This window comes from Endobacterium cereale (assembly GCF_009617585.1).
In the GTDB taxonomy this organism is placed as follows: Bacteria; Pseudomonadota; Alphaproteobacteria; order Rhizobiales; family Rhizobiaceae; genus Neorhizobium; species Neorhizobium cereale.
The window spans coordinates 172,724-198,325 of the sequence record NZ_WIXI01000022.1 but is presented as its reverse complement, the minus strand read 5'-3'; the positions used below and the strand labels follow the sequence as shown (position 1 = coordinate 198,325).

Annotated in this window: 26 protein-coding genes and 1 tRNA gene; 15 read left to right on the top strand and 12 right to left on the bottom strand. The window is 59.2% G+C overall.

Features of this window, described 5'->3' with window-relative positions; genetic code table 11:
• The first annotated feature begins 63 nt into the window (after nt 1-63).
• Nucleotides 64-924: an LOG family protein gene (locus GAO09_RS01170; RefSeq protein ID WP_153352235.1), complete on the top strand. Its 861-nt coding sequence runs from the start codon at nt 64-66 to the stop codon at nt 922-924.
• Between the two features lie 58 nt (nt 925-982).
• The gene (locus tag GAO09_RS01165; protein WP_153352234.1) at nt 983-1,291 is read left to right on the top strand and encodes a hypothetical protein; all 309 of its coding nucleotides are present in this window, start codon (nt 983-985) and stop codon (nt 1,289-1,291) included.
• 76 nt (nt 1,292-1,367) lie between these two features.
• Here GAO09_RS01165 and GAO09_RS01160 read toward each other — a convergent pair whose 3' ends face one another.
• Together GAO09_RS01160 and GAO09_RS01155 are read right to left on the bottom strand one after the other, a co-directional pair.
• The gene (locus GAO09_RS01160) at nt 1,368-1,979 is read right to left on the bottom strand and encodes a CREC-EF hand family protein (RefSeq protein WP_153352233.1); all 612 of its coding nucleotides are present in this window, start codon (nt 1,977-1,979) and stop codon (nt 1,368-1,370) included.
• 131 nt (nt 1,980-2,110) lie between these two features.
• On the bottom strand, nt 2,111-2,821 hold the full coding sequence (locus GAO09_RS01155) for a pyrimidine 5'-nucleotidase (RefSeq protein WP_153352232.1): 711 nt from the start codon (nt 2,819-2,821) through the stop codon (nt 2,111-2,113).
• A 62-nt stretch (nt 2,822-2,883) separates the two neighbouring features.
• Here GAO09_RS01155 and GAO09_RS01150 point away from each other — a divergent pair, with 62 nt between their 5' ends.
• Entirely contained in the window at nt 2,884-3,423 is a 540-nt protein-coding gene (locus GAO09_RS01150) for a methylated-DNA--[protein]-cysteine S-methyltransferase (protein ID WP_153352231.1), read from the top strand.
• Between the two features lie 12 nt (nt 3,424-3,435).
• On the opposite strand, the gene argB is transcribed toward GAO09_RS01150, so the two are convergent.
• Nucleotides 3,436-4,323, bottom strand: coding sequence for an acetylglutamate kinase (gene argB / locus GAO09_RS01145; RefSeq protein ID WP_153352230.1), 888 nt, complete (start codon nt 4,321-4,323; stop codon nt 3,436-3,438).
• A 149-nt stretch (nt 4,324-4,472) separates the two neighbouring features.
• Here argB and GAO09_RS01140 point away from each other — a divergent pair, with 149 nt between their 5' ends.
• From GAO09_RS01140 to GAO09_RS01130, 3 genes are all read left to right on the top strand, one after another.
• Nucleotides 4,473-5,015, top strand: coding sequence for a sigma-70 family RNA polymerase sigma factor (locus GAO09_RS01140; RefSeq protein ID WP_153352229.1), 543 nt, complete (start codon nt 4,473-4,475; stop codon nt 5,013-5,015).
• Nucleotides 5,012-5,725, top strand: coding sequence for an anti-sigma factor (locus GAO09_RS01135; RefSeq protein WP_153352228.1), 714 nt, complete (start codon nt 5,012-5,014; stop codon nt 5,723-5,725). The genes GAO09_RS01140 and GAO09_RS01135 overlap by 4 nt, the downstream gene beginning before the upstream one ends.
• 190 nt (nt 5,726-5,915) lie before the next feature.
• The gene (locus tag GAO09_RS01130) at nt 5,916-6,473 is read left to right on the top strand and encodes a fasciclin domain-containing protein (protein ID WP_153352227.1); all 558 of its coding nucleotides are present in this window, start codon (nt 5,916-5,918) and stop codon (nt 6,471-6,473) included.
• A gap of 131 nt (nt 6,474-6,604) precedes the next feature.
• On the opposite strand, the gene yihA is transcribed toward GAO09_RS01130, so the two are convergent.
• From yihA to rpmH, 4 genes are all read right to left on the bottom strand, one after another.
• Nucleotides 6,605-7,264, bottom strand: a complete 660-nt coding sequence (yihA, locus tag GAO09_RS01125) for a ribosome biogenesis GTP-binding protein YihA/YsxC (RefSeq protein ID WP_153352226.1) — start codon at nt 7,262-7,264, stop codon at nt 6,605-6,607.
• Between the two features lie 131 nt (nt 7,265-7,395).
• Nucleotides 7,396-9,204 (bottom strand): membrane protein insertase YidC, encoded by a 1,809-nt coding sequence (gene yidC / locus GAO09_RS01120; RefSeq protein ID WP_153352225.1) that lies wholly within the window; start codon nt 9,202-9,204, stop codon nt 7,396-7,398.
• Entirely contained in the window at nt 9,188-9,610 is a 423-nt protein-coding gene (rnpA, locus tag GAO09_RS01115) for a ribonuclease P protein component (protein ID WP_153352224.1), read from the bottom strand. Before rnpA ends, yidC begins: the two co-directional genes overlap by 17 nt.
• A gap of 13 nt (nt 9,611-9,623) precedes the next feature.
• Nucleotides 9,624-9,758: a 50S ribosomal protein L34 gene (gene rpmH / locus GAO09_RS01110; RefSeq protein WP_132276568.1), complete on the bottom strand. Its 135-nt coding sequence runs from the start codon at nt 9,756-9,758 to the stop codon at nt 9,624-9,626.
• A gap of 437 nt (nt 9,759-10,195) precedes the next feature.
• On the opposite strand from rpmH, the gene GAO09_RS01105 reads away from it, so the two are divergent.
• From GAO09_RS01105 to GAO09_RS01095, 3 genes are all read left to right on the top strand, one after another.
• Complete coding sequence (locus tag GAO09_RS01105; protein ID WP_153352223.1) at nt 10,196-12,250, top strand: methyl-accepting chemotaxis protein; 2,055 nt, start codon at nt 10,196-10,198, stop codon at nt 12,248-12,250.
• Between the two features lie 238 nt (nt 12,251-12,488).
• On the top strand, nt 12,489-13,919 hold the full coding sequence (locus GAO09_RS01100) for a sensor histidine kinase (RefSeq protein ID WP_235937903.1): 1,431 nt from the start codon (nt 12,489-12,491) through the stop codon (nt 13,917-13,919).
• Nucleotides 13,920-14,077: 158 nt separating this feature from the next.
• Nucleotides 14,078-14,154, top strand: a tRNA-Arg gene (locus tag GAO09_RS01095).
• Nucleotides 14,155-14,228: 74 nt separating this feature from the next.
• Here the strand turns inward: GAO09_RS01095 and GAO09_RS01090 are convergent.
• On the bottom strand, nt 14,229-14,366 hold the full coding sequence (locus GAO09_RS01090; protein WP_235937877.1) for a hypothetical protein: 138 nt from the start codon (nt 14,364-14,366) through the stop codon (nt 14,229-14,231).
• A gap of 234 nt (nt 14,367-14,600) precedes the next feature.
• Here GAO09_RS01090 and hemN point away from each other — a divergent pair, with 234 nt between their 5' ends.
• On the top strand, nt 14,601-15,944 hold the full coding sequence (hemN, locus tag GAO09_RS01085) for an oxygen-independent coproporphyrinogen III oxidase (RefSeq protein WP_153352220.1): 1,344 nt from the start codon (nt 14,601-14,603) through the stop codon (nt 15,942-15,944).
• A gap of 3 nt (nt 15,945-15,947) precedes the next feature.
• Here the strand turns inward: hemN and cysQ are convergent, their stop codons facing one another.
• A complete protein-coding gene (cysQ, locus tag GAO09_RS01080; protein WP_153352219.1) occupies nt 15,948-16,733 on the bottom strand; it encodes a 3'(2'),5'-bisphosphate nucleotidase CysQ in 786 nt (261 codons plus the stop codon).
• A gap of 117 nt (nt 16,734-16,850) precedes the next feature.
• On the opposite strand from cysQ, the gene GAO09_RS01075 reads away from it, so the two are divergent.
• Nucleotides 16,851-17,897: a proline racemase family protein gene (locus GAO09_RS01075; RefSeq protein ID WP_153352218.1), complete on the top strand. Its 1,047-nt coding sequence runs from the start codon at nt 16,851-16,853 to the stop codon at nt 17,895-17,897.
• 85 nt (nt 17,898-17,982) lie between these two features.
• Here the strand turns inward: GAO09_RS01075 and GAO09_RS01070 are convergent, their stop codons facing one another.
• Nucleotides 17,983-18,885, bottom strand: coding sequence for a tetratricopeptide repeat protein (locus GAO09_RS01070; RefSeq protein WP_209018564.1), 903 nt, complete (start codon nt 18,883-18,885; stop codon nt 17,983-17,985).
• Between the two features lie 289 nt (nt 18,886-19,174).
• Between GAO09_RS01070 and pyrC the strand changes: the two genes are divergently transcribed.
• The 4 genes from pyrC to GAO09_RS01050 all read left to right on the top strand — a co-directional run bounded on the left by pyrC (nt 19,175) and on the right by GAO09_RS01050 (nt 23,362).
• Nucleotides 19,175-20,212 carry a dihydroorotase gene (gene pyrC, locus GAO09_RS01065; protein ID WP_153352216.1) on the top strand — a complete coding sequence of 346 codons (1,038 nt, stop codon included), beginning with the start codon at nt 19,175-19,177 and terminating at the stop codon, nt 20,210-20,212.
• A gap of 165 nt (nt 20,213-20,377) precedes the next feature.
• Complete coding sequence (locus tag GAO09_RS01060) at nt 20,378-21,553, top strand: GGDEF domain-containing protein (RefSeq protein ID WP_153352215.1); 1,176 nt, start codon at nt 20,378-20,380, stop codon at nt 21,551-21,553.
• A gap of 97 nt (nt 21,554-21,650) precedes the next feature.
• Entirely contained in the window at nt 21,651-22,343 is a 693-nt protein-coding gene (locus tag GAO09_RS01055; RefSeq protein WP_153352214.1) for an orotate phosphoribosyltransferase, read from the top strand.
• 92 nt (nt 22,344-22,435) lie between these two features.
• Entirely contained in the window at nt 22,436-23,362 is a 927-nt protein-coding gene (locus GAO09_RS01050; protein WP_153352213.1) for a carbohydrate kinase family protein, read from the top strand.
• A gap of 108 nt (nt 23,363-23,470) precedes the next feature.
• Here GAO09_RS01050 and GAO09_RS01045 read toward each other — a convergent pair whose 3' ends face one another.
• Together GAO09_RS01045 and pgi are read right to left on the bottom strand one after the other, a co-directional pair.
• Nucleotides 23,471-23,827, bottom strand: a complete 357-nt coding sequence (locus GAO09_RS01045) for a hypothetical protein (protein ID WP_153352212.1) — start codon at nt 23,825-23,827, stop codon at nt 23,471-23,473.
• 63 nt (nt 23,828-23,890) lie between these two features.
• Complete coding sequence (gene pgi, locus GAO09_RS01040; RefSeq protein WP_153352211.1) at nt 23,891-25,516, bottom strand: glucose-6-phosphate isomerase; 1,626 nt, start codon at nt 25,514-25,516, stop codon at nt 23,891-23,893.
• Nucleotides 25,517-25,602: the final 86 nt, after the last annotated feature.

The following is a 25,602-nucleotide window of genomic DNA, read 5'->3' as shown; positions in this document are numbered from 1 at the left end:
ATGGGCTTTGGTCTAAGCGACCACCGATCAGGCGTCAATGCGATTTGGTACTGAGGGAATGGAATGACAAAGACTGAAAACGAAGCCGCACGGCGTGCCGACGGTTCATGGGATCCTCTCAAGGATAGCGGCACCGACAAGCGCAAGGCGAAGGAAGTTCCCAAAACCCCGCAGACCTTGTCTCCTTCCTATCGCCTTGCCTATGCCGACGAGGACTTTCTCTGCAGCGAAGAACTGCGTCCCGTGCGCCTGCAGCTCGAACTTCTGAAGGTCGAGCTATCGCTTAAGGAAATGGGCATCAAGTCCACCGTCGTGTTGTTCGGTGGTGCCCGTATTCCAGCGCCCGGTGCCGAGCCATGGGCGGCGCGCAACGAGGTGCAGCGCAAGAACCTGACTGCCGCCTCGGTCTATTACGAGGAAGCCCGCAAATTCGCGGCGCTGTGCGCCGAACAGTCGCGGATTGACGATTTCAAGGAATATGTTGTGGTGACGGGCGGTGGTCCGGGCGTGATGGAGGCCGGCAATCGTGGCGCTTCGGAAGCCGGAGCCCCGACCATCGGTCTCAACATCGTTCTTCCGCACGAGCAGGCGCCTAACCGGTTCGTGACCCCGGAACTCAGCTTCAATTTCCACTACTTCGCCATCCGCAAGATGCATTTTCTGACGCGGGCAAAAGCCGTGGTGGTGTTCCCGGGCGGCTTTGGAACGCTGGACGAGATGTTCGAGGCGCTGACCCTGATCCAGACCAAGCGGATGGAGCCGATCCCCTTCATCCTGTTTTCCGAAAAATTCTGGCGCGGCATCATCAACTTCGATGCGCTCGCCGATTTCGGCACGATCGCACCGGAAGACCTGTCGCTGATCAATTTTGTCGAGACGGCGGACGAGGCCTGGAAGGTCGTTTCGGAGTTTTACGGGCTGTAGGCGAGTTCGATTGCGGCGTCTTTAAATTACAACTAGGATGAGCTGAGAGGTTTATCCCATGAGCCACGACGTCATCGATCTGAATTTCATCGCCAAGCTGCTTCAGCGCACGAACGAGGAGGTTCGTGGGCTGCGAAAAGATGTGGCCGATATTCGGACGCTTACTTTGCAGACCTACGATTTTTCATGCCGGTTGGAGCGCCGGGAAATCGAGCTGAAGGATGACCTGGAGGTCATGGTCAAGATGGAACTGACCGGCGCGCTGGCGCATCTTCAGTCGAAACTCGAAGGCACGCTTGGCCGTATCGAGGACAAGATGGACGGTTTGGTTGATCGCGTTGCCGATCTTGAAAGCCGGCCGATCTGATCATCGCCAGGTCTCGAAAAATAAAGAACCCGCCCCTCGGGGGAAAGGGGCGGGTTCTGCAACGCTCTGCCGGATATTAGAGGGGGCGGTCCGGCAGGTCGTCGATGCTGATGGCACCATCCTTGTTGGTGTCCATGAAGGCGAAGAATTTTTCCGTGGCGGCCGTGGCTTCGGCCTTGCTCACCTGACCGTTTTCATCGGTATCGGCAAAGCGGATGAAGCCCATGGCGGGACCACCCTTGCCATGACGGCCGGGGCCCTTGGCATGATGGCGTTTGCCTTCCTTGCCTTCGGCGCGCTCGCCGGACGGCTTCTTGTCTCCGTCGGCCTTGGCGTCCTCGCGCTCGGGGCGCGGATGGTCCTTGCGGAACGCTTCCATGGCGGCCTTGCGGTAGGCGCGGAATTCGCCCGGCGTCAGCGAGCCGTCCTTGTCGGCGTCGATCTCAGCAAATTTCTTTTCTTCGAATGCGGTCAGTTCCGCCTTCGTCACCTTGCCGTCCTTGTCAGCATCGGCGTTTTTCAGGAGGTAGATGAAGGCGCGTTCCTTCATCATCGGGCCGCCCATTTCATGGCGCGGGCCATGGCCATTCGGGCCGCGATCGCCCGGAGCCGCAAAGCTTGCGGGAGCGGTGGCGCCGAACACAAAAGCGGCTCCAAGGGCAGCAAGTGCGATCTTCTTGGCGTTCATGATGTTTCCTTCCTGATTGCTTCTTACAGCTTCAAGATAGGGGCCGGCTCCGGGGAGAACCACTTAAACATCGGTAAGGTGGATGAACTTTCGGTAAGGTGCCCAAGGGGCGGGTCGCTGCCCGCCAGCCTTCACTTCTGTTGAAGCGCCTGTAGGAAGCCCGTCAGATCCTGCGTCAGATAATCGATATGCACGTCTTCGTCGCTGATCTTTTCCCAGCGTTCGATCACGATATCGGCTGTCACCTCAGGGGCCAATAGCACGGTGCGCATGCCGAGTGCCTTTGGTGCGATGAGGTTGCGCGGCAGGTCCTCGAACATGGCCGCATGCTTCGTATCGACCTTGTTCAGCGCCGCGAACTTGTCATAGGTGGCGCTGGCCGGCTTCGGCAGGTAGTCGGCCGCGACGATATCAAAGATGTCGTCGAACTGGTCGAGAATGCCCATCGCACCGGCAGCCGCTTCCGCATGCGGGACGGTACCGTTGGTGAGGATGAATTTGCGGCCCGGCAACGCCTTGATCGCATCGCCCAGTTCCGGGTGCGGCTGCAGTAGCGAATAATCGATGGCATGCGCGCGCTCCAGAAAGGCAGCCGGATCGACGGCATGATTGAGCATCAGGCCTTTCAGCGTCGTGCCGTGTTCGTGGTAATATTTCTTCTGAAGCAGCTTTGCTTCCGCCGGTTCCATCTTCAGCAGTTCCGCCACGAAGGCGGTCATGTTGGTATCGATCTGTGCGAACAGATTGATGTGATGCGGATAGAGCGTATTGTCGAGATCGAACACCCATTCGGTGACATGGGCGAAATCGGCGGCGTCGGGAACTGTCTTCAGGTGAGGCATGGCGCGGTTATGCACTGCCGCTGAAATAAAGGCCAGCGCGAAAAGGCGGGAGAAGCGACGGGATGGAAGAGATCGGCCTGTTTGCAAAATGGTTCGAAACGCCGATCGGCCCAATCCTCGCCGCCACCAGCGAGACGCATCTCTACGCTGTCGAATTCCATGACGAGAAAACGCGGGTCAATGCGCTGTCACGGCTGGAGCGCAAGCTGAATGCGCACATTATTCCGGGCAGCAGCAATGCGCTTGAGCAGTTTTCGCAGGAATTTACAGACTATCTTGCGGGCAAAAACTTCGATTTCCGCGTGCCGCTTCACTACGAAGGCACGGAATTCGAACGGCGCGTGTGGCAGGCTCTTCAGGACGTGCAGCTAGGAGAAACCTGTTCTTACGGCGATCTGGCCCGCGCGATCGGAGAGCCGACGGCGTTTCGGGCGGTGGCTCAGGCCAACAATGCCAACCGCATCCCGGTTGTCATTCCGTGCCACCGGTGCATCGGTTCGGATGGCTCGCTGACCGGGTTCGGTGGTGGTCTGTGGCGCAAGAAATGGCTCCTGCGCCACGAAGGCGATATGCGGCCGGTCGGGCTATTCGCCCTGTCGTGACCTATGGGATGATCAGGGAACGATCAGCGTGCCGGCGCCGTGCTCGGTGAAGATTTCCAAGAGCACAGAATGGGCGGTCTTGCCGTTGAGGATGACGACGCCCTGAACGCCGGAGCGGATGGCATCGATGCAGGTCTCGACCTTGGGGATCATGCCGCCGGAAATCGTGCCGTCCTTGATCAGGGCCTGCGCCTGCGCCACGGTCAGTTCCTTGATCAGGTTCTTGTCGCGATCGAGCACGCCCGGAACATCGGTGAGGAAGAGAAGGCGGGTGGCATGCAGCGCACCGGCGATTGCGCCGGCAAACGTATCGGCATTGATGTTGTAGGTGGCGCCGTCACGACCTGGAGCGACCGGTGCGATGACCGGGATCATCTCGGACTTGGCCAGCAGGTCGAGCAGCGTGCGATCGACTTCGACCACTTCGCCGACGAAACCAAGATCGAGCACGCGCTCGATATTGCTGTCGGGATCGATCACGGTCTTCTTGGCCTTCTCGGCAAACACCATGTTGCCGTCCTTGCCGCAAAGGCCGATCGCCCATTCGCCGGTCTGGTTGATCAGCGCGACGATTTCCTTGTTGATCGAACCGGCGAGAACCATTTCGACGATCTCGACCGTCTTGGCATCGGTAACGCGAAGGCCGCCTTCGAATTTCGATTCGATGCCCATCTTGGTCAGCATCGCGCCGATCTGCGGGCCGCCGCCATGAACGACGATGGGGTTGACACCCGACTGTTTCAGTAAGGCGATATCGGCAGCAAAGGCCTTGCCCAGCGCGTTGTCGCCCATGGCATGGCCGCCGTATTTCACGACGATGGTCTTGTTCTCGTATCGCTGCATGTAGGGCAAAGCCTGTGCAAGCAACTGAGCCTGGAGTTCGCTTTCGGAAGCCGTCATGGAAAATTTCCCTACATGTGAAGTGCCGCCTTTTAACGCATGTTTTTGACGGTGAAAACAATTCCTGCGCAGATTTAGCGATTGGGTATATTGACATTGTGCACCATTGGCCAACCTTTGCGGGATAGGGACGCAAAGGGGATGCAAGCATGGCGGGTGAAGACCTCGCGGGGATGATTTCGCGCGTAAGCCTTGGCGACAGGGCGGCGTTTTCGGCGCTTTATAGTGCAACCTCGCCGAAACTTTTTTCCGTCTGCCTTCGTATTCTCAAAGACAGAACCGATGCCGAAGACGCCCTTCAGGAAATCTTCGTCAAGATCTGGCACCGCGCCGATCGTTTTGCGTCGAGCGGTATCAATCCGCTTGGCTGGCTGATGGCGATTGCCCGCAACCATTCGATCGATCTGCTGCGCGCCCGCAAACCGGTGGCCAGCAATATCGATGAAGAAGGGTGGGACATTGCCGACAGCGGTGCCGATCCCGAACAGGCTGCTGTGCTGAAAGGCGAAGGCAAGCGCATTGACACGTGCATGGAAGAGTTGGAATCTGACCGCGCAGGCGCCGTTCGAAGCGCCTATGTGGAGGGTTTGAGTTACCAGGAACTGGCAGACCGCCACGCCGTGCCGCTCAATACGATGCGCACCTGGCTGCGGCGGAGCCTATTGAAGCTGAGAGAGTGCTTGGACAGATGACAACGCGCGACCAGAGCGAAGGTGATAGAGCCCGCGACCAGGTGATTGCCGGGGAATATGTGCTCGGCGTATTGTCGCTGGAGGAGCGTCGCAACGTCGAGGCGCGCATGTCGCGCGACACGGCTTTTGCAGCCATGGTTGGCCGGTGGTCGGAAAACCTGTCGAGCTTCAATGACGAATACGAATTGTCGAACCCGCGTGCGGGCGTCTATCCCCGTATCGAGGCGCGGCTGTTTCCGAAGCCCGCGAAGGCTGGTTTTGCCGGCATCTGGAGTTCGGTGACGCTGTGGCGTTCGATGACAGTGCTTTCCATCATCCTTCTGGCCGGTACGGTTGTGCTGCAAAACGCGCCGTTCGGCCGCCAAGCGCCGGGTCAGCCGCTTGTGGCGCAGATGTCGGGTGAGGGTAATGCCATCAGCCTCGTCGCCAGCTATCAGGCCGATAGTGGCCGTCTTTCAGTGACGCCGGTGGCTGCTGGTCCCAGCGACCAGAAATCGCTCGAACTCTGGATGATTTCCGGCAACGATCCGGCTGTATCTCTGGGCGTTCTGCCGCAGAACGGCGACGGCGAGATCGAGATACCGGAAACCATGCGCAGTCGCATCGCGGCAGGCGTGACGCTCGCGGTCAGCCTCGAACCCTACGGTGGTTCGCCGACGGGCACGGCAACCGGCCCGGTCATCGCAGCCGGCCAGACGCGCGTTCCCTGACGCGTTAACGTCTCGCTTACGCAGTTGAAAAATCCGGCGCGCAATCGCCGGATTTTTTGTTTGAAGCACTCGTTCTGGATGAAACTCTTTTCACGTCCTGTCCGTCTCTTCTTATGTTCCGAGGATGAGGAACCAGCGCTCCGGCAGCCCGCCGCGACCGCCGGATCAATTGTGGAAGAGGACTTCTGAAATGCTGAAATCCGTTATTCGCGCGCTGGCAATTGTCGGCGTGGTGGCTGCTGCTGGCGCGGCGCAGGCCAAGAACCCCATGGTCGGTGGCGCCGCCATGTATGAAAACAAGAACATCGTCGAAAACGCAGTCAATTCGAAGGATCACACCACGCTGGTTGCTGCCGTCAAGGCTGCCGGTCTGGTCGATACGCTTTCGGGCAAGGGTCCTTTCACCGTCTTCGCACCGACGAACGAAGCCTTCGCAAAGCTGCCCAAGGGCACGGTCGACACGCTGCTGAAGCCGGAAAACAAGGCGCAGCTCACCAAGATCCTAACCTGCCATGTCGTTGCCGCCAATGCCATGTCCATGGCCATCGAAAAGATGATCAAGGACGACAAGGGCACGCATGACGTCAAGACCGTCGGCGGCTGCGTGCTGAAGGCCAAGCAGTCCATGGGCAAGATCACGCTGACCGATGAAAACGGCGGCGTTGCCCATGTCACCATCGCCGACGTCAAGCAGTCGAACGGCGTCATTCACGTCATCGACGCGGTGCTTCTGCCGAAGAAAATGTAACTGAGATATTTGGCATGGCGGGGGCCGTGAGGCGCACCTGCCATGTCACCAGAATAACGGCCGCTTCTGCCCCGAACTCGGCCGTTCAACCGGTCTGACGGTATTCCCCCTGCCGTCCCCACAGCAAACCGTCAGGCCGGTTTCCCCACGGCAACACCAATGGCGCGACGAAGATCGTCAATGCCACCCGCCTTTTCCGAAGAGGTTGCCAGAACCTCCGGGAAGGCTGCAGGACGCTTGCGAATCTTCTCCGTCGTTTCCTCAAGCAAGCGGCGCACGCCGGCTTCCTTGATCTTGTCCGTCTTGGTCAGAACGACCTGATAGGACACCGCTGCCTTGTCGAGCAGATCCAGCACTTCATCGTCGTTTTTCTTGATGCCGTGGCGGCTGTCGATCAGCACATAGACGCGTTTCAGCGTGGAGCGGCCACGCAGATAATCGAACACCAGCTTTGTCCAGTTATCGACCAGTTCCTTAGGAGCCTGCGCGTAGCCATAGCCGGGCATGTCGACGATCGCCATCGGCGGCATGTCGCCCTCCTGGCCGGAATAGCCGTCGGGAACGAAATAGTTGAGTTCCTGCGTACGGCCCGGCGTGTTCGATGTGCGGGCAAGCCCCTTCTTGGCCACCAGCGCATTGATCAGCGAAGACTTACCGACATTCGAGCGGCCGGCAAAGGCCACTTCCAGCGGGCCTTCCGGCGGCAGGAAATCCATCGAGGGCACGCCACGGATGAAAATCCAGGGGCGGCCGAACAGTGGCTTGGCGTCCATGTTTCCGTCTGCGGGCATTGGTCTTGGTGTCCTGTCTTTGATCTGAAGGTCCGGGCTTGGTGGTTTTGGCGGGCAATGTCAAGTTTTGCGGGGGAGGGGCAGTCTTTAACGCTCAAAGAAAAACCCCGCCGAAGCGGGGTTTGTCGATTTTATTTCTTGTCTTCCGCCGGTTTCTCCTCGGCGGGCTTTTTCTTGAAAATACTCGCCAGATTTCCGAACAGTTCGATCTTGGCGCCGTGACGCTTCATGATGATCGCCTGCTGGGTCACCGAGAGCGTGTTGTTCCATGCCCAGTAGATGACGAGACCAGCCGGGAAGCTTGCCAGCATGAAGGTGAACACGACCGGCATCCAGGTGAAGATCATTGCCTGCGTCGGATCCGGCGGGGTCGGGTTCATGCGCATCTGCACGAACATGGTGACACCCATGATCAGAGGCCAGACGCCGATCATCAGCGCGTGCGGCACATCGTACGGCAGGAGGCCGAACAGGTTGAACAGCGAGGTCGGGTCCGGAGCGGAAAGGTCCTGAATCCAGCCGAAGAACGGTGCGTGGCGCATTTCGATGGTCACGTAGATGACCTTGTAGAGCGCGAAGAACACCGGGATCTGCAGAAGAACCGGCCAGCAACCGGCGATCGGATTGATCTTTTCTTCCTTGTACAGCTCCATCATGCCCTTCTGAAGGGCCATGCGGTCGTCGCCGTGCTTCGCCTTCAGTTCTTCCATCCGCGGCTGAACACGCTTCATGTTGGCCATCGAAGCATACTGTTTGCTGGCCAGCGGGAAGAAGATCGCCTTGACGACAATGGTGGTGAGCAGGATGGCGACGCCAAAATTGCCGACGTGACGGAAGAAGAAGTCCATCAGCTGGAACATCGGCTTGGTGAAGAACCAGAACCAGCCCCAGTCGATCATGCGGTCGAACAGCGGGATCGAGAACTGCGTTTCATACTGCGCAATCAACGGCACTTCCTTGGCGCCGGCGAAAACCAGGTTCTTCAACTCGGTCGAGCCATTCGGCTGGATGGTGACGCTGTCGGTCTTGAAGTCGGCCTGATAACGCGGCTGACCATCGGTGAAATGCGAGAAACGCGACTCGTATGGAACGCCCTGAGGCGGCACGAGAGCGGAAGCCCAATACTTGTCAGTAATGCCGAGCCAGCCGCCGGTCGCCTTCGGATGCGTGACGTTTTCTTTTTCGATGTTGGAATAGGTGTTTTCGGACAAGCTGCCGTCAGCGCCTGCAACGCCGAGGAAACCTTCGTGGATGACCCAGACGGAAGGTGTTGCCGGCTTGTTGTAGCGGGTGACGCGGCCGTAGGAACCGATGTTGACGGCATCCGTGGTCGGGTTGTCGATCTTGTCGTCGATCGTCAGCATGTAATGCTCGTCGACGGAAATCTTGCGGGTGAAGACAACGCCCTTGTCGTTGGTCCAGGTGAGCGTCACCGGCGTCTGAACGGTCAGCTTGTCGCCGCTGGCGACGGTCCACTGTGTCTTGTCGTTCGGTACGGTGCCGGCCTCTGTGCTGACGAAGCCAATTTCAGAGTAATAGCCGTCCTTCGTGTCCGCCGGGGAGAAGAGGGTGATCAGCGGGCTCGAGTCATCCACGGTCTCGTGGTACTCGCGCAGCTTCAGGTCGTCGAAGCGCGCGCCTGTCAGGTTGATCGAGCCGGAAAGAGCAGGCGTGTCGATGGCGACGCGCGGCGACTTTGCAAGCGATTCTTCGCGGGTGGCGGTCGCCTGTGCCTGTGTTGCGCCCGGAAGGCCGGTCGTCGGCGAGGTCGCGCCCGGGCTTTCCGAAGTGATGGTCTGCTGCTGCGCCTGCTGAGCCAAACGGGCTTCTTCAGCGCGCTGCTGGGCTTCCATCCGTGGGCCCATGTATAGGAACTGCCAGGCAAGGACGATCACGACCGATAGGCCGATCGCGATGAAGTAATTACGGTTTTTTTCCATCATGCTTTCCTGGGGCGGAGTTCCTAGGGGTGCCATGTCTCGGGCGGCTCTCGATGCGCTGGGAAAGCGCGGCCTCCAGATCGGCAAATTTCGCCGTCAGCACTTCGCGTCGGGCGACAATGACATAATCGTGTCCGTCTTTCATTGCAATTGCGGCACTGTGCCCAACGGCTGCCTTCAGCCTGCGGCGCATGCGGTTTCGCTCGACCGCGTTGCCATGCTTCTTGGTGACGGTGAACCCGACGCGCGCACCGGTATCCGGTTCCTGGCGATCGAGTACTTCCAGAAGAAAGAATTTGCCCTTGCGGCGCTCTCCCTCCCGGACACGCAGAAACTGCGGACGGCTTTTCAGCCGCCCGACAGCATTTTTCTGAGGTTTGTCGTCTTTGGTCGCCCGGTTTGTCATCGGGCAGCCGGCCTTAGGCCGAAAGACGCTTGCGGCCGCGTGCGCGGCGAGCTGCCAGAACCTTCTGGCCGCCATTGGTGGCCATGCGCGAGCGGAAACCGTGACGACGCTTGCGAACAAGCTTGGACGGCTGGTAGGTACGCTTCATTTTTTTAATACCGCGGTGTGCGGCCCTTCTTGGGTTTGCTTCTAAGAGCAAGAGCGTTGCGAAAGAAACGTTCTGGCACAGGCTCGCTGTTACGCGAGACCGTTTGGCCGGACGTTGGCGGGCTTATAAGGGCAGAGGCGCTCGAAAGTCAATTGCCGAAGGGCTTAAAGCACACTTGTGAAGAGCATGATCAGATATTGCGCTGCAGCAGGTTTTTGCGGTTTTGTTGTGCGAAGCAATATTTTCTCTTCAGGGTTGATTTTTGAGTTCAAGTATATCTTGGGATGTATTTGATATTAAAGAATATATCCTGTCGATTTATTTATTCGCGAAAGTTTTTATTAAATTGCCGATGATAAACCTGCTGTCTCAGGTTCGAGTTGCCCAGATTTGTTCTGTGCCTTTCCGTAACCGTCGTGCCTTGTGGGGGAGGTTCCATGAAAATTCGTGGCAGAATTAATCTACTTGTAGGCCTGATGAGCCTCGTTGCCTTTGCAATCGGCGGCCTGTCGCTGTTCGCAATCCTGGAATATCAAAATCGCGTGGATATCTCCGAGGCGGCTTCTGACCGTGTTTATCATGGCGAGCATCTGAACCGTGTCGTGACCGCCGTCGTCATGGAAGCGCGCGGCATCTACGCCGCAGACAGCGCCGCCAGCGCCGAGCCTTTTGCGAAAGGGTTGCTTACCAATCTCGACGAAATGGCCAAGGTCATCACGGAATGGCAGTCGCTTGTTCCCGCTGCACAGCGTGCGGACTTCGACGCGATCGCCGCTCAGTCGCGCGGGTTCGTACAATTCCGTTCCGAAACGGTCCGTCTTGTGCGTGAGCAGGGACCGGCCGCCGCCGCAGTACAAGGTAACAACGAAGCCAACCGCGCAAACCGCAAGGCTTTTCAAGCAAGCATCGACAAGGTCGTTGCAGCGGATCAGGCAGAGCTGACCGCCATCGGTGAAGGCCTGCACATGTTCAGCGAGACGGTTCTCATCCTCGTCTCCGTCGTCACCATGCTGGGCGTCCTGATCGGCGCGGCATTTGGTCTGATTACCGGTCGCCGCCACCTCAGTAACCCGATCGTCGAGCTGACGGGCGCAATGACCCGCATCGCAGATGGCGATTTCAACACGCAGGTGCCATCCGTCGGCCGCAAGGACGAAATCGGCGACATGGCCGCCGCCGTCGAAGTGTTCAAGCGTAACGGCCTCGAAGTATCGCGCATGAATGCCAGCGAGGCGGATATGCGTGGCAAGAACGAAGAATTCCGCCGGCGCATGGCCGAGGTTGTGACCGCCGCCGTGGGTGGCGATTTTACCCGCCGCATCAATCATTCCTTCGGCGATCAGGGTCTCGATGCCTTTGGTCGTGATGTCGATCAGCTGGTCGGCAGTGTCGATACCGGCGTGTCGGAAGTCCGCCGTGTCGTCGCAAGTCTAGCTGAAGGTGATCTGACGCAATCCATGCGCGGCGAATTCCGGGGCAACTTTGCGGAACTGCAGCAGAATGTCGATGGCGCCATGGGCAACCTGCGCACCACGATGAAGGACGTGCGGAGCGCCACGACCTCGATCAACGACAATTCAAACGAATTGCGTGCGGCAACCGACGACCTTTCCAAGCGCACCGAACAGCAGGCGGCGGCGCTGGAACAAACCTCTGCCGCGCTGGACGAGATCATGGCCGTGGTGCGCAACTCCGCCGAACGCGCCCAGGAAGCCAGCACCATGGTGACGGAAGCCAAGCAGAGTGCTGCCCAGTCCGGCACGGTCGTGCGCAGTGCCGTCGAAGCCATGGGCCGCATCGAGCAGGCATCCGGTGAAATCAGCCAGATCATCAACGTCATTGACGAGATCGCCTTCCAGACCAATCTTCTGGCCTTGAATGCGGGTGTGGAAGCGGCGCGCGCAGGTGAAGCGGGCAAGGGGTTTGCCGTCGTGGCCCAGGAAGTCCGCGAACTTGCACAGCGCTCGGCCAATGCCGCCAAGGATATCAAGTCGTTGATCACCAAATCCGGCCAGGAAGTGTCGAGCGGCGTGACGCTGGTGCAGAAAACCGGAGAGTCGCTGACCGAGATCGAAAGCCGTGTCCATCGCATCAACGATCATATCCACTCGATTGCCACGGCTGCCCGCGAGCAGGCAACGGGTCTTCAGGAGGTCAACACGGCCGTCAACCAGATGGATCAGGTGACCCAGAAGAATGCTGCCATGGTGGAGGAAACCTCTGCCGCAACTCACAAGCTTTCGTCCGAAGCCAGCCATCTGTTCGGTCTCGTTTCCCGCTTCGATATCGGCACGGGAGCCGGTTCGGCTGCGACATCTGCGCCGCGTGCCGCAGTCTCAGGCGCCGTCCGTGCCGTGGCCACCGATGGTCATTCGGCCCCACGTGTTTCTCCGGCCCGCAAGATGGTCGGCACGCTTGCCCGTGCTTTCGGTGGCGGCGGTTCTGCCGCGGCAGTCGCGGCCCCGTCAGGAGACAGTTGGGAAGAGTTCTGAGTGTAAAATATCCATGTGAGAAAACCACGGCGGCCGATATAACGGCCGCCGTTTTTGCTTTGCGCAACGTGTTTGGGCAAAGGATTGGAAAAGTCGCGCCGTGCCGCTAATATGCGGCCTCTGCGGCGCAATGATTTTCGCCGATTTGCATGCCATGGAGAATTGCATGACAGACGACGCGGCTGTTCTGCCTCGGGAAGGCGAGACGCGATCGGCGGCCGATTTGCCGCTGGATCCGATGCCGCGCGTCTTCGGCGGCCTGTCGGGGCGCCTTCTGTGGCTCACGGTCATTTTCGTCATGCTCGCCGAAATCCTGATCTTTGTGCCGACCGTCGCCAATATGCGTGATGGCTGGCTGCGTGACAGGCTGGATACGGCAGCCGCTGCCGGCATCGTCATCGACGGCCTGCAGCCTGCCGAACTGCCGCGCGCGGTGCAGGATGATACGCTGCTGGCGACCGGCACCAAGGTCATCGCGTTGCGCAAGGACGGGACCTCGCGTCTTCTGGCGGCCATCGACGTGCCGCCCCAGGTCGATGAACAGATCGACCTTGCCGCCCAGACGCCACTCATCTCCATGCGTGACTCGCTCGAAACACTGGTCTTCGGCGGTAACCGCATCATGCGCGTTTACGGGCCGATCGGCGAAAGCGACATGATCATCGAACTGGTGATGAGCGACAAAGCCTTGCACAAGGCTATGCTGAGCTTTTCCCGCGACATGTTCATCCTGTCGCTGATGATCTCGCTGATCACCGCCTTCCTGATCTACGTTTCCATCAATCGCATGATGATCAAGCCGATTCGGCGACTGACACGCGGCATGCAGATTTTTTCCGAACACCCGGAGGATCCGGGGCGCCTGTTCAGTCCAGGCAAGGAAAAGGGCGAGCTTGCGGTTGCCGGCCGCCATTTGACCAGCATGCAGGTCGAGTTGCAGCGCACGCTGAAACAGCAGAAGAACCTCGCCGACCTTGGTCTGGCCGTTTCCAAGATCAATCACGACATGCGCAACATCCTCGCCTCCGCACAGCTGATGTCGGACAGGTTGGTGGATGTGGAGGATCCGATGGTGCGCAGTTTTGCGCCAAAACTTCTGCGCACGATCGACCGCGCCGTCGAGTATTCGACCGAGGTTCTGGCTTACGGCCAGGCGCGCGAAGCCGCGCCAAAACGTCGTCGTATTCGTCTCGGTGGCCTGTGTCAGGAAGTGCGCGATATGCTGGCGCTCGATCCAGATGGCGATATCGAATATCTCGACCAGATCCCCGCTGACCTCGAAGTGGATGCCGACAGCGAGCAAATGTTCCGCGTCATTCACAATCTCTGCCGTAACGCCGTGCAGGCGCTCGCCCAGTCCGATGACGTCGATCCGCTTCTCGGTCGCCGCGTAAGCGTCACGGCGCAGCGTGTCGGCAGTGTGGTGGGGATTACAATCGACGATACCGGTCCCGGCATGCCGCGCAAGGCTCGGGAAAATCTGTTCTCCGCATTTCGCGGTTCGGCCCGCTCCGGCGGCACTGGCCTTGGCCTCGTGATTGCCCGCGAACTGGTTCTGGCCCATGGCGGTACGATCGGTCTGGTGGAAAAGCCGGGACCGGGAACCCAGTTCCGTATCGAGATTCCGGATCGCCCGGTTTCCTTCGAAGACTATCGGGCCCGGGCCTGATACGTTTTTCGTAATGAATTCAATGCTACGCACGACTTATGTCGATAAAATGACAAATCGGGCGGCAAAATCGCTTGCATTCGTTTCCGGGACGTTTTAGAGGATCGCCACGCCAGCGGAACACGCCGCTGACGAGGCGGGACACACCGCCGACAGACGCACCCGTAGCTCAGCTGGATAGAGCACCAGACTACGAATCTGGGGGTCAGGAGTTCGAATCTCTTCGGGTGCGCCATTTCACTTCTCTTGAAATAACGCTGAAGTCGTAACCAAAGAAGCGCCCTGTTGCGCTCAACGTCGGTTGGCTTGTTATTTTCTACGCCATGCCGAACCGGCGACATATCCCAGCGCCAATGTCATCACCGCCACCGCGATACCTGCGCTGATCACCCCGGCAGGCGTGATTCGCGCGCTGGCCTGCATGGTGATGTGTTTTCCGAATCGCATTTCGAAATCCGACCTGATTTCTTCGGGATGAGGTCGTGGCGCCGGCAAAAGTGGTTCCTGAATCAAAGACATTGCGAAACTCCGATTCGAATGTGCCGCACAATTGGCGAACCTTGACTGGACCACAAAGCTTACATCATCGCGGGCGGTTTGGGGATGGCGGCGTAGACTTGATCGAAGTCAAGGAATTGTCCGCAAGGGTGGCATAATTTTAGGGCTGAAAAGGAGCCCTTCATGCACCCGGATCTCGTTGCCCGCTATGCCGCACCCGTACCCCGTTACACCAGCTATCCCACGGCGCCGCATTTCCATGCAGGCATCGGTCCGGACGACTATGCGGTCTGGCTTGGCGAACATGATGGCCCGCTCTCCCTTTATCTGCATATGCCCTTCTGCGATCGACTCTGTTGGTATTGCGGCTGTCACACCAAGCAGGTGAAGCGCTACGATCCGCTCGCGGCCTATCTCGATGCGCTGCTTCTGGAGATTGGCCTCGTAGCAGCGGCATTAAAAGAGCGGCGTGAAGTGATCGCCATCCATTTTGGCGGCGGCTCCCCGACCATGATTGCGCCCAAGGATTTGCAGCGCCTTCGCGAGGCGCTCGATGAGCATTTCGATATCATCGGAAATTGCGAAATCAGCGTCGAGATCGATCCCGGTTTCGTTGATGAGGAAAAACTCACCGCATGGCGCGATTTCGGCGTCACCCGCGCCAGCATCGGTGTGCAGGATTTCGATGAAGCGGTGCAGAAGGCTATAAATCGCCCTCAAAGCTTCGAGCAGACGGCCTTTGTCGTCGGGACGCTCCGCGAGCTCGGCATCGGCGGCGTTAATCTCGATATCGTCTATGGCCTGCCGAACCAGACGATGGAAAGCGTTGAGCGCACCATTGAATTGTCGCTTGCCATGAAGCCGGATCGTTTTGCCATTTTTGGTTATGCGCATGTGCCGTGGATGAAAAAGCACCAGACGCTGATCGATGAGCAGGCGCTGCCGGGTGTGCAGGATCGTTTCGCCATGGCAGGCCTCGTCAGTGAGCGCTTGGCGCAGGCCGGATATCTGGCGGTGGGTATCGACCATTTCGCAAAACCCGGCGACAGCCTTGCGGCAGCGCTGGAAGCCGGCGAGGTTCATCGCAATTTCCAGGGTTATACCACGGATGCCGCCCCCGGCCTCGTCGGGCTTGGCGCGTCTTCCATCGGCAAGGTCGGTCGCGGATATGTGCAGAACATCGTGGCGACCGGCGAATATATGCGTTCTGTGAAGGAAAGCCGCCTTCCGGTCCTGAGGGGCAAGGAGTTGACGGATATCGACCGTGTCGTCGGCGCCGCCATTGAGGACCTGATGTGCGCCTATGCCTTTTCCGTCAGCGATCTGGAGCGACGTTTCGGCCCTGCGGCCTCGGTGCTGCGGCCGGAGGCGGCTCAGGTGCACCAGCAGGATGGTGACGGCATGACAGCATTTGATGGAGACCTATTTTCGGTCACGCCGGAGGGGCAGGCCTTCGTGCGTACCATTGCATCACGTTTCGACCGTTATCTCGGGCAGGGCGCGGCACGTCATTCCGTTGCCGTGTGAGGGTCAGGCCGTTTCGGCGGCTCTTCCCCAGGCGATGAAGGAGGGGTTGGCGAAGTCGCTGTCATGCGCCTGGTTGCGCTTGCCGTAGAGGAGCGGCTTGCCGTCCAGCCCCAGCGTTCTGCCGCCTGCTGCCCTCAAGACGGCATCGCCTGCCGCGGTGTCCCATTCCATCGTGCGGGTGAAGCGCGGATAGACGTCAGCGCCACCCTCGGCGAGCATGCAGAATTTCAGCGACGAACCGATGCTGCGACATTCCTTGACCGCATGTTCGGCAACGAAAGCATGGGTTTTCGCATCGCAATGCGAGCGGCTGATCAGTCCGACAGGCGGGCTCACCACCGTGCGGCTTGTGATCGGCACACGAATGGTCACCTGGCCTTCGTCCGAAACAGCCATTTTCCAAGCTCTGTCGCCTTCGCCGGCATAGGCAACGCCAAGTGCCGGCGCATAAACGACGCCGGCCACCGGCACGCCCCCGTCGATCAGGGCGATATTGACGGTGAAATCGCTATTCTTGGTGATGAATTCTTTCGTTCCATCCAGAGGATCGACCAGAAAGAAGCGATCATCGATTTCGGGCGCATGGCCGGCAGCAACCGCCTCTTCGGCGATCACCGGGATGTTCGGAAAAGCCTCGCTCAACGCCGCAACGATGATCTCCTCCGCGATTTCATCGGCCTGCGTCACCGGGCTCGCATCGGCTTTCAGCGAGACGTCCATGCCATTGCGATAGACATCGAGAATAGCAGCGCCTGCAGACAAGGCGGCTTTTCCGAATATGGCGAGCATCCGACGCTTTTCCCTCGATTTGCGTTGCTGGACCGGTCTAGAACTATCCGCACTACTGCACCCGATCAGCGATGCAGACAATGGCAAAATAGACCTGCTCATATAAGGAAGACGTAAATGAGGTGGAAGCGTACGATCCAGCTGCTGGACGTCCACTGCGAAGGTGAAATAGGTCGCGTGGCGATCGGCGGCGTGCCAAAGATCCCGGGCGAGACGACAGCCGCCAAGCTGGCATGGCTCAACAGCGATCCCAAGGGACAGGAACTGCGCCGTTTTCTTTGCCTCGAACCGCGCGGCATGCCACTCGGCTCCGTCAATCTTCTTCTGCCACCAACCGACCCCGCCGCCGATGCCGCCTTTGTCATCCTGCAACCGGATCAGGCGCATGCAAGCTCGGGTTCGAACTCGATCTGCGTGACGACCGCGCTTCTGGAATCCGGTATTGTCGAGATGCAGGAGCCGGAAACCGTTGTGACGTTGGAAACGGCGGCCGGGCTTGTGCGGGCCGTTGCCACTTGCCGAGATGGTCGCTGCGAAAAGGTCAAGCTCACCATGGTGCCGTCCTTCGTGCACGTGCTTGACCAGAAGCTCTCGACGCCTGAATGGGGCGAGATCAGCCTCGACGTCTGTTACGGCGGCATTTTTTACGCGCTTGTGGATGTCGGCCAGATCGGGCTCACCATTTCCAAGGGCAATGCGGCGGCACTCGTCAGCGCCGGCATGGTCATCAAGCAGCTCGCCAATGACGCGTTGCCGGTCGTCCATCCGGAAATTCCCGCCATTTCGGGCATCGCTTATGTGATGTTCCGCGATGTGGATGCCGATGGCGCCGTGCGCACCTGCACCACCATGTGGCCGGGCAGAGCGGATCGCTCTCCTTGCGGCACCGGAAATTCTGCAAATCTTGCAGCACTGCATGCGCGCGGCAAGGTCAAGGTCGGCGACGTCTTCACGTCGCGCTCGATCATCGGCTCGGAATTCGAGGTCGGTCTCGAGCGGGAAACCACGATCGCCGGCAAGCCCGCCATCGTGCCGACCATCGCTGGCCGGGGTTTCACCTTCGGGCTACATCAGGTGGCGCTCGATCCATTCGATCCGCTCAGCGCGGGTTTTGCCATGACCGATGTGTGGGGGCCTTCCGCGGGCGATATACCAGACGCGTAAATAGAGAGAAGCCCGGACCGGCATGACCGGTCCGGGCTCTTGGAACGCTTGGGCCCGGGATGGAGCGGGCAGCGCTCCGGGGCCTTTAGATATCCTTGGGCTTGGCGCCAAAAGGCTCGACATCGCCCTGCTTGAGAACAAGCGTGCTGACGCTTTCGCCCAGTTGATCAGGCTGCTGTGGAACAGGCGGCGTCACGCCGTGATCTTGCAACTGCGCCAGCTTGTAGGCGCCGAACACATCACCCTTGTCGGCAGCGGCTCGGAACATTTCGGCAGCACGTTCAGGGTTGGCTGCAATGCCTTCGCCGTTTTCGTACATCAGGCCGAGATTGATCATGCCGTCCGTGGAACCGCGCTGTGCCGCCAGATCGTACCATGCGATAGCCGTCTGGTTGTCTTCCGGCACAAGCTTGCCCTCATCATAGATGGAGCCGATGTTGAAGGCGGCGGTATCATCGCCGCCGACGGCAGCTTCTTCGAACCAGTGCAGGGCCTGCTCGCCGCTCACCTGCGTACCGATCCCGTCGCGATAGGCCACACCAAGATTATACTGTGCGAGCACATTGCCGCTGGCGGCAGCCTCGTTGTAAAGGCGGAATTCGGATTGCGCATCGCCAAGGCGTCCCATCAGCATGCCAAAATTGACCTTAGCAGCGGAATATCCACCATCGACGGCGGCTTCATAGGCTGCCATGGCTTCATCCGGCTCCTGCGTCTTGTTCAGCGCGCGACCGAGCTGGTAAGCGAAACGCGGATTGCCAGTTGCCTCGAAGGCAGTGCGACAAACACCGACTGCCTGCACATCGATATCGTTGACATCGACAGGTGCAAATGTAGCGTTTCGGTCCTTGTCGTAGGCGCTGCCTGCCATGCGGTCACAATCGCTCTGTAGAGCGGCCGTGTGTTCGACCTTGGCGCGTTGCTCCGCGTTCAGGGAGACGGTCAGCATGCACAATGCGACCGCACTTCCTGTGGTCAGCATAATCATTCTATTGATTTTATTGGAACGGGAATTCATCCTCGCCTCCGACCTGTCATCACTTAAAGATTGATGAACGAACGTCGAAATTGGGCGTCGGTTCCGCCGAGAGGCGCGGATTTCATTGCGTATGTTAAAGCGAATCGAGGTGAAACGGGCTAAAAACGCTGGTTAGCGGTATGAAATGACTTCGTTTTCTTCGTAGTCGAGAATTTTAATCACGCTTTGGTGCGTGGTTGTTTCGCTCTAGCTTTCGGTGGTATGGCGAAGGTGATCTTCACGAAAAAGGCCGCTTCCCATGACCCGCATCAGCATCCGCCGCCCCGATGATTGGCACCTGCATCTGCGTGACGGCGATATGCTGAAAGGCGTGATTGGCGATAGCAGCCGGCATTTTGCCCGCGCCATCATCATGCCGAACCTCGTTCCGCCAGTGGTGACGACCAAGGACGCAGAAGCCTATCGCCAGCGCATCATGTCGGCCCTGCCGGCCGGCGATCGTTTCGAGCCGCTGATGACGCTTTATCTGACCGAGCATACCGATGCCGACGATGTCGAGGCGGGCAAGGCCAGCTGCCTTATTCATGCGGTCAAACTTTATCCCGCCGGTGCCACCACCAATTCGCATGGCGGTGTGCGCGACATGGACAAGGCCATGCCGGTGCTGGAGCGTATGGCAAAGATCGGCCTGCCACTCTGCGTACATGGCGAAGTTACCACGCCGGAGGTTGATATCTTCGACCGTGAAGCCGTGTTTATCGAAACCGTGCTCGATCCGCTGCGCAAGCGCTTACCCGAACTGAAGATCACCATGGAGCATGTCACTACCTCCAACGGTATCGATTACATCAAGTCCGCTGCGAGCAATCTGGCAGGCTCCATCACCACCCACCACCTGATCATCAACCGCAACGCCATTCTGGTCGGTGGCATTCGTCCGCATTATTACTGCCTGCCGGTTGCCAAGCGCGAAAGCCATCGCCTTGCCCTGCGTGCTGCAGCCACCTCGGGCGACAGCCGTTTCTTCCTGGGCACAGATTCGGCGCCGCATGTCGATCCGCTGAAGGAATGCGGTTGCGGCTGCGCCGGCATCTACACTTCGATCAACACCATGAGCTGCCTTGCGCATGTGTTCGAAGAGGATGGTGCGCTCGATCAACTCGAAGCGTTTGCCTCGCTGAATGGACCGGCATGGTACGGCCTTGCGCCGAACGAAGATCGCATCACGCTGGAAAAGCAGGCCGAGCCGGTTTCCTTTCCCGCCAAGATCGAAACAGGCGCCGGGCCGGTGACCGTGTTTGATCCGATGTTCCCGATACACTGGGCGGTTGTGTAAGATAGGGTAGAAATCCCCCCAGTAATGGTTGAAAATGACAGGCATTTTAGCAATGCCGGTAATATTTTGATCATGAATCAGGTCCTAAGTTACCGCCCAACGTGAGGGCGGATATTCGCCTTGGGGAATGGCGGGTCATGATGCCCGTCGGGGACACGGCGAGGCATGATGCTCGATTACAATTCACTTCTGCTTGCGCTGGGATTCTCGGCGATCTGCCTGCTGGTGGCGCTTTTCGCGACCTGGGCATCGCGTCGTAGTGACAGCTTCATGCTCACCTGGGTGGTCAGTCTGGCGCTAACCATCGTCGGCATTTTTTGCTACAGCGCCTATACGCTGGAGGCTGGGCTGGTCATCGGCGCCATCTCCTATTTCTTCATCATGGCGGGCTTTTCCGTCATGTATGCAGCCGGCTGCCAATTCCGCTCCGGGCGTTCGCCGTTGCGCGTCTCTCTGGTTGCAGGCTCCATCGTCATGCTGCTGGGCCTGCCGGCCATGCTGATGGGATATGACGGCATTTCGATCATCGTGATGAATGTCACCACCGCTGTTCTCCTGACCGCCGCGGCACGCGAATACTGGCTCGTTCGGCACGAAGCGCCGGGTCCGCTGGTCGGCATGGCCTCTTTATATGCGACGGCTGGTGTTTCCTTCGCCCTTTGCGCCTTCGTGCTGATCCGCGACCAGCAATGGGTGATCGGCCATGCGCCGCAGAACTGGGCGGAAAAGCTCAATATCGCCATCTGCATTGCCAGCATGACCGGCGTCGGTGCGTTTTCGCTGGCGTTGCACCAGTGGCGTCTCGCTGCCTTCCATCGCCGTGAAGCCCTGACCGATCCCCTGACCGGGCTGCTCAATCGCCGTGCCGTGTTCGAGGAATTTGGTACCGTCCGGATCGACCAGTCCACTGCCGTCATCGTCTTCGATATCGACCGGTTCAAATCGATCAATGACCAGCACGGCCATGCGGCAGGCGATATGGTCATCCGCGCCTTTGCCGAGGAGATGAAGGTGAAGGCCGAGCGGGATACCGTTGCGCGTCTCGGTGGCGAGGAATTCGTGGTCATCGTCCGAAATGTCCTGCCGGGGCGTGCCGAACGGATTGCCGAGCGGATCCGCCGCGGTTTTGCCGAACGGATGATTGCGGTCGGCGAAAAGTCCGTGTCCTGCACCGCCAGTGCCGGCGTTGCTTTTGGCGCCGCTGAAGGCCGCAGCTTCGATGCCGTGCTCAATCTCGCCGACGGCGCGCTTTACGAAGCCAAACGTGCCGGCCGAAATCGGGTGGAGGTCGCGGGCTTCCTGCATGCGATTGATCTCGATGAGGTCCGCACCAGCGCCTGACGTTCCCAGCAGTTTTAGGTTCTGAAGGCCGCGTTTCACTGGAAGCGCGGCCTTCTTGCTGCTATGCCGCCGCAACGGATCTAACGGAGCACGAGACATGCACACCACATTTACCGATCGCACGGTCATGGCAGAACTCATGGCAAAGATGCTGTGGGAAATCGGGGCGGTGCATTTCAATGCGGAAAAGCATTACAAGTTTGCCTCTGGCATGATGAGCCCGGTCTATATCGACTGCCGCAAGCTGCTTTCCTATCCGCGTGTTCGTTCCACCATCATGGATTTTGCGGTCGCCACGCTGCTGCGTGATGCCGGTTTTGAAAAGTTCGATTGTATTGCCGGTGGCGAAACGGCTGGCATTCCCTTCGCGGCACTGCTGGCGGACCGTCTCGGCCTTCCGATGATCTATGTCCGCAAACAGCCGAAGGGCCACGGCCGCAATGCCCAGATCGAAGGCAACATGCCGGAAGGTTCGCGCGTTCTCGTCATCGAGGACCTGACCACGGCCGGCGGTTCGATGTTCAAGTTCATCGACGCCATTCGCGCAGCCGGCGGCGTCGTCGATCACGGCATGGCGCTGTTCTATTACGGCATCTTCGATGAAGGCGCGCTGCGCTTTGCCGATGGCAAGGTGCAGTTCCACCACATCGCCACCTGGCGCAATGTTCTCGCCGTTGCGCGTGACCAGAAGCTGTTCGACGAAAAGACGCTGTCGGAAGTCGAAGCGTTTCTTGATGCGCCGCTGGCATGGTCCGCCCGCAACGGCGGCATCAGCGAACTGCCACGCTAACATGCATACTCAAAGCGAGCTTTTGCTCTGGTCAATTGTCAAAAGCTCGCTTATTCCTGTGCCAAACAGGTTATTCCTCGGGAGGGAAATCCATGATCTTGTGCTGCGGCGAAGCCCTTATCGACATGCTTCCGCGTGAAACGACGCTCGGCGAACCGGCGTTTTCGCCCTATGCCGGTGGTGCCGTGTTCAATACGGCAATCGCGCTAGGCCGCCTCGGCGTTGATACCGGGTTTTTCACCGGCCTCGCCGACGACATGATGGGTGACATTCTTCGCGACACGCTGCGCAAGAGCAATGTCGATTTCAGCTATTGCGCACTGGCATCCCGCCCCTCGACGATCGCCTTTGTGAAACTGGTCGACGGTCACGCGACTTATGCCTTTTATGACGAAGGCACGGCCGGCCGCATGATCACCGAAGCCGATTTGCCGGCACTCGGCGACGATTGCGAAGCGCTGCATTTTGGCGCGATCAGCCTGATCCCGGAACCCTGCGGTTCGACCTACGAAGCGCTGATGAAGCGCGAACATGAAACGCGCGTCATCTCCCTCGATCCCAACATCCGCCCCGGCTTCATCAAGGACAAGCCTGCCCATCTCGCCCGCATCAATCGCATGGCGGCGATGTCGGACATCGTCAAATTCTCCGACGAGGACCTTGCCTGGTTCGGCATGGAAGGCGACGAGGATACGCTCGCCCGCCATTGGCTGCATCACGGCGCAAAGCTGGTTGTCGTCACCCGTGGTGCTGAAGGCGCTGTCGGTTACACAGCCGCCCACAAGGTCACGGTGCCGAGCGAACGCGTGACGGTGGTCGATACGGTCGGTGCAGGCGACACGTTTGACGCTGGCATCCTTGCCTCGCTGAAGATGCAGAACCTGCTGACCAAGATGCAGGTGGCGAGCCTGACCGAAGACCAGATTGCGAGCGCGCTGGCGCTGGGTGCAAAGGCTGCTGCCGTCACCGTCTCGCGGGCAGGCGCCAATCCGCCGTTTGCGGAGGAAATCGGGTTGTAAGATCAGGCCCAGACGCCTGCGTCAGCTATGACGCAGGCGATAGAGAACGAGCAGTGCAATGACTAAAAGCACCGCTCCGCTGCCGGCATAAAGCGTGAGTGCATCCATTCACTTGTCTCCGAGCTTGAGCAGAAAAGCTTCGCCGATCATATGTAGCACGAAGCCCATTGTCAGCCAAATCAGGGTGGCGCCGAAAATCAACACCATTTCCGTATAGGTCTTGGGAATCGTCGGCCCGTTCTGAAATATGGGAGCGAATAGTGGCGCGACAACACCTGCCGCACCGACAGAAAAGCAGGCTGTTGAAAGCCTGTCGGCCGCAGATGCTCGAAGTTTCAGTATTTCGTTACGGATGAGTGTCGGCTGTTCAAGTGCAGAGCCGCCGATCAATTCACTCTCGATCCACCGCCCAAGTTTGCGGGCTGGAGCCGTCAGCACAGCGAATGCCTTGCCCCAAAATTTCATGATGATCCCGCCCGATATTTGACCTGACGGGACCATCTAAGCATAAAAGCGATTTTGTATCGCTTACTTCTTCAGCCCTGCCAGCGTCTTCACCAGACCTTGCGTCGAGGAATCATGGCCGGCAGCACTTTCCTTGCCTTCCACCACCGGCAGCAGACCGGTTGCCAGTTCCTTGCCGAGCTCCACGCCCCACTGGTCGAAGGAGTTGATGCGGAACAGCACGCCTTCCACGAAGACGCGGTGTTCGTAGAGCGCCACCAGACGGCCGAAGGCGAACGGCGTCAGCTTGTCGTAGACAAAGGTAATCGACGGGCGGTTGCCGGTAAACACGCGGTGCGGCGCGATGAAGTCGGCCTTCTTGTCGTCCATGCCCTTGTCGGTCAGCTGCTTTTTGGCTTCCTCGAAGGTGCGGCCCTTCATCAGTGCTTCCGACTGCGCCAGCACATTGGCGATCAGTAGATCGTGCTGATGGCGCAGTTCCGGCTCAAAGCTGTTGGCAGCGATCATGAACTCGGCCGGGATGATGCTCGTGCCCTGGTGGATCAGCTGGTAGAAGGCATGCTGGCCATTGGTGCCGGGTTCGCCCCAGACAACTGGGCCGGACTCACCCTCGACTGGTGTACCGTCGATGGTGACGCCCTTGCCGTTGGATTCCATGTCGAGCTGCTGCAGATAGGCCGGGAAACGCGACAGGCGCTGGTCATAGGGCAGGATGGCGCGGGTCGGGTATCCCAGCGCATTGCGATGATAAAAACCAATCAGGCCGAGCAGCATCGGCAGGTTCTTTTCCGTCGGCGCGGTGCGGAAATGCGTGTCCATCGCATGCGCGCCGTCGAGGAAATGCCCAAAATTTTCCGGGCCGATGGCAAGCATCAGCGGCAGGCCGATGGCCGACCAGATCGAGTAACGACCGCCAACCCAGTCCCAGAAGCCGAATACTCGCTCCTGATCGATGCCGAAGGCGGCAACCTTGTCGAGCGCTGTGGAAACGGCGCAGAAATGATGCTGAACGGCGTCGTCGCCCAGGGCGTCGGCCACGAATTTGCGGGCCGTCTGGGCATTGGTCATCGTTTCGATGGTGGTAAAAGTCTTGGAAGCGACGATGAACAGCGTCGTTTCCGGCTCGACCAGTTTCAGCGTGTCGGCAATGTGGGCGCCATCGATATTGGAGACGAAATGGGCGCGTGGGCCATCATGGAACGGGGCAAGCGCCAGCGTCGCCATGACCGGGCCGAGGTCGGAGCCGCCGATGCCGATATTGACCACATCGGTGATCGCCTTGCCGGTGGCGCCCTTCAGCGAACCGGAGCGGATGCCGTCGGCAAACTCGCCCATGGCGGCCAGCACGACATTGACGTCCGGCATCACATCCTTGCCGTCGACCAGAACAGGATTGTTGGTGCGGTTACGCAGCGCGGTGTGGAGGACGGCGCGGTCCTCGGTGAAATTGATGGCAACGCCGGAGAACATGTCTTCACGCTTCTCGGCCACGCCGCCGGCTTCCGCCAGTTCGACCAGAAGCGCCAGGATTTCGGCATTCACCGCAGTCTTTGAAAAATCCATGGTGAGGTCTTCGGCGGAAACGCTGAATTTCTCGAAACGCTGCGGATCGGCCGCGAAGGCCGCACGGATATCGGTGGCCTTGGTGGCGGCAGCGGTGGATTTCAGTTTTTCGACGATCGCCTGCATGGGCTTGCTCCTGACGGTGCGCACGGGGAGTGCGGAATGGGAGGTACGGATAGGACGAACGGGAACCTATTCGCTTTGCCGGGCAA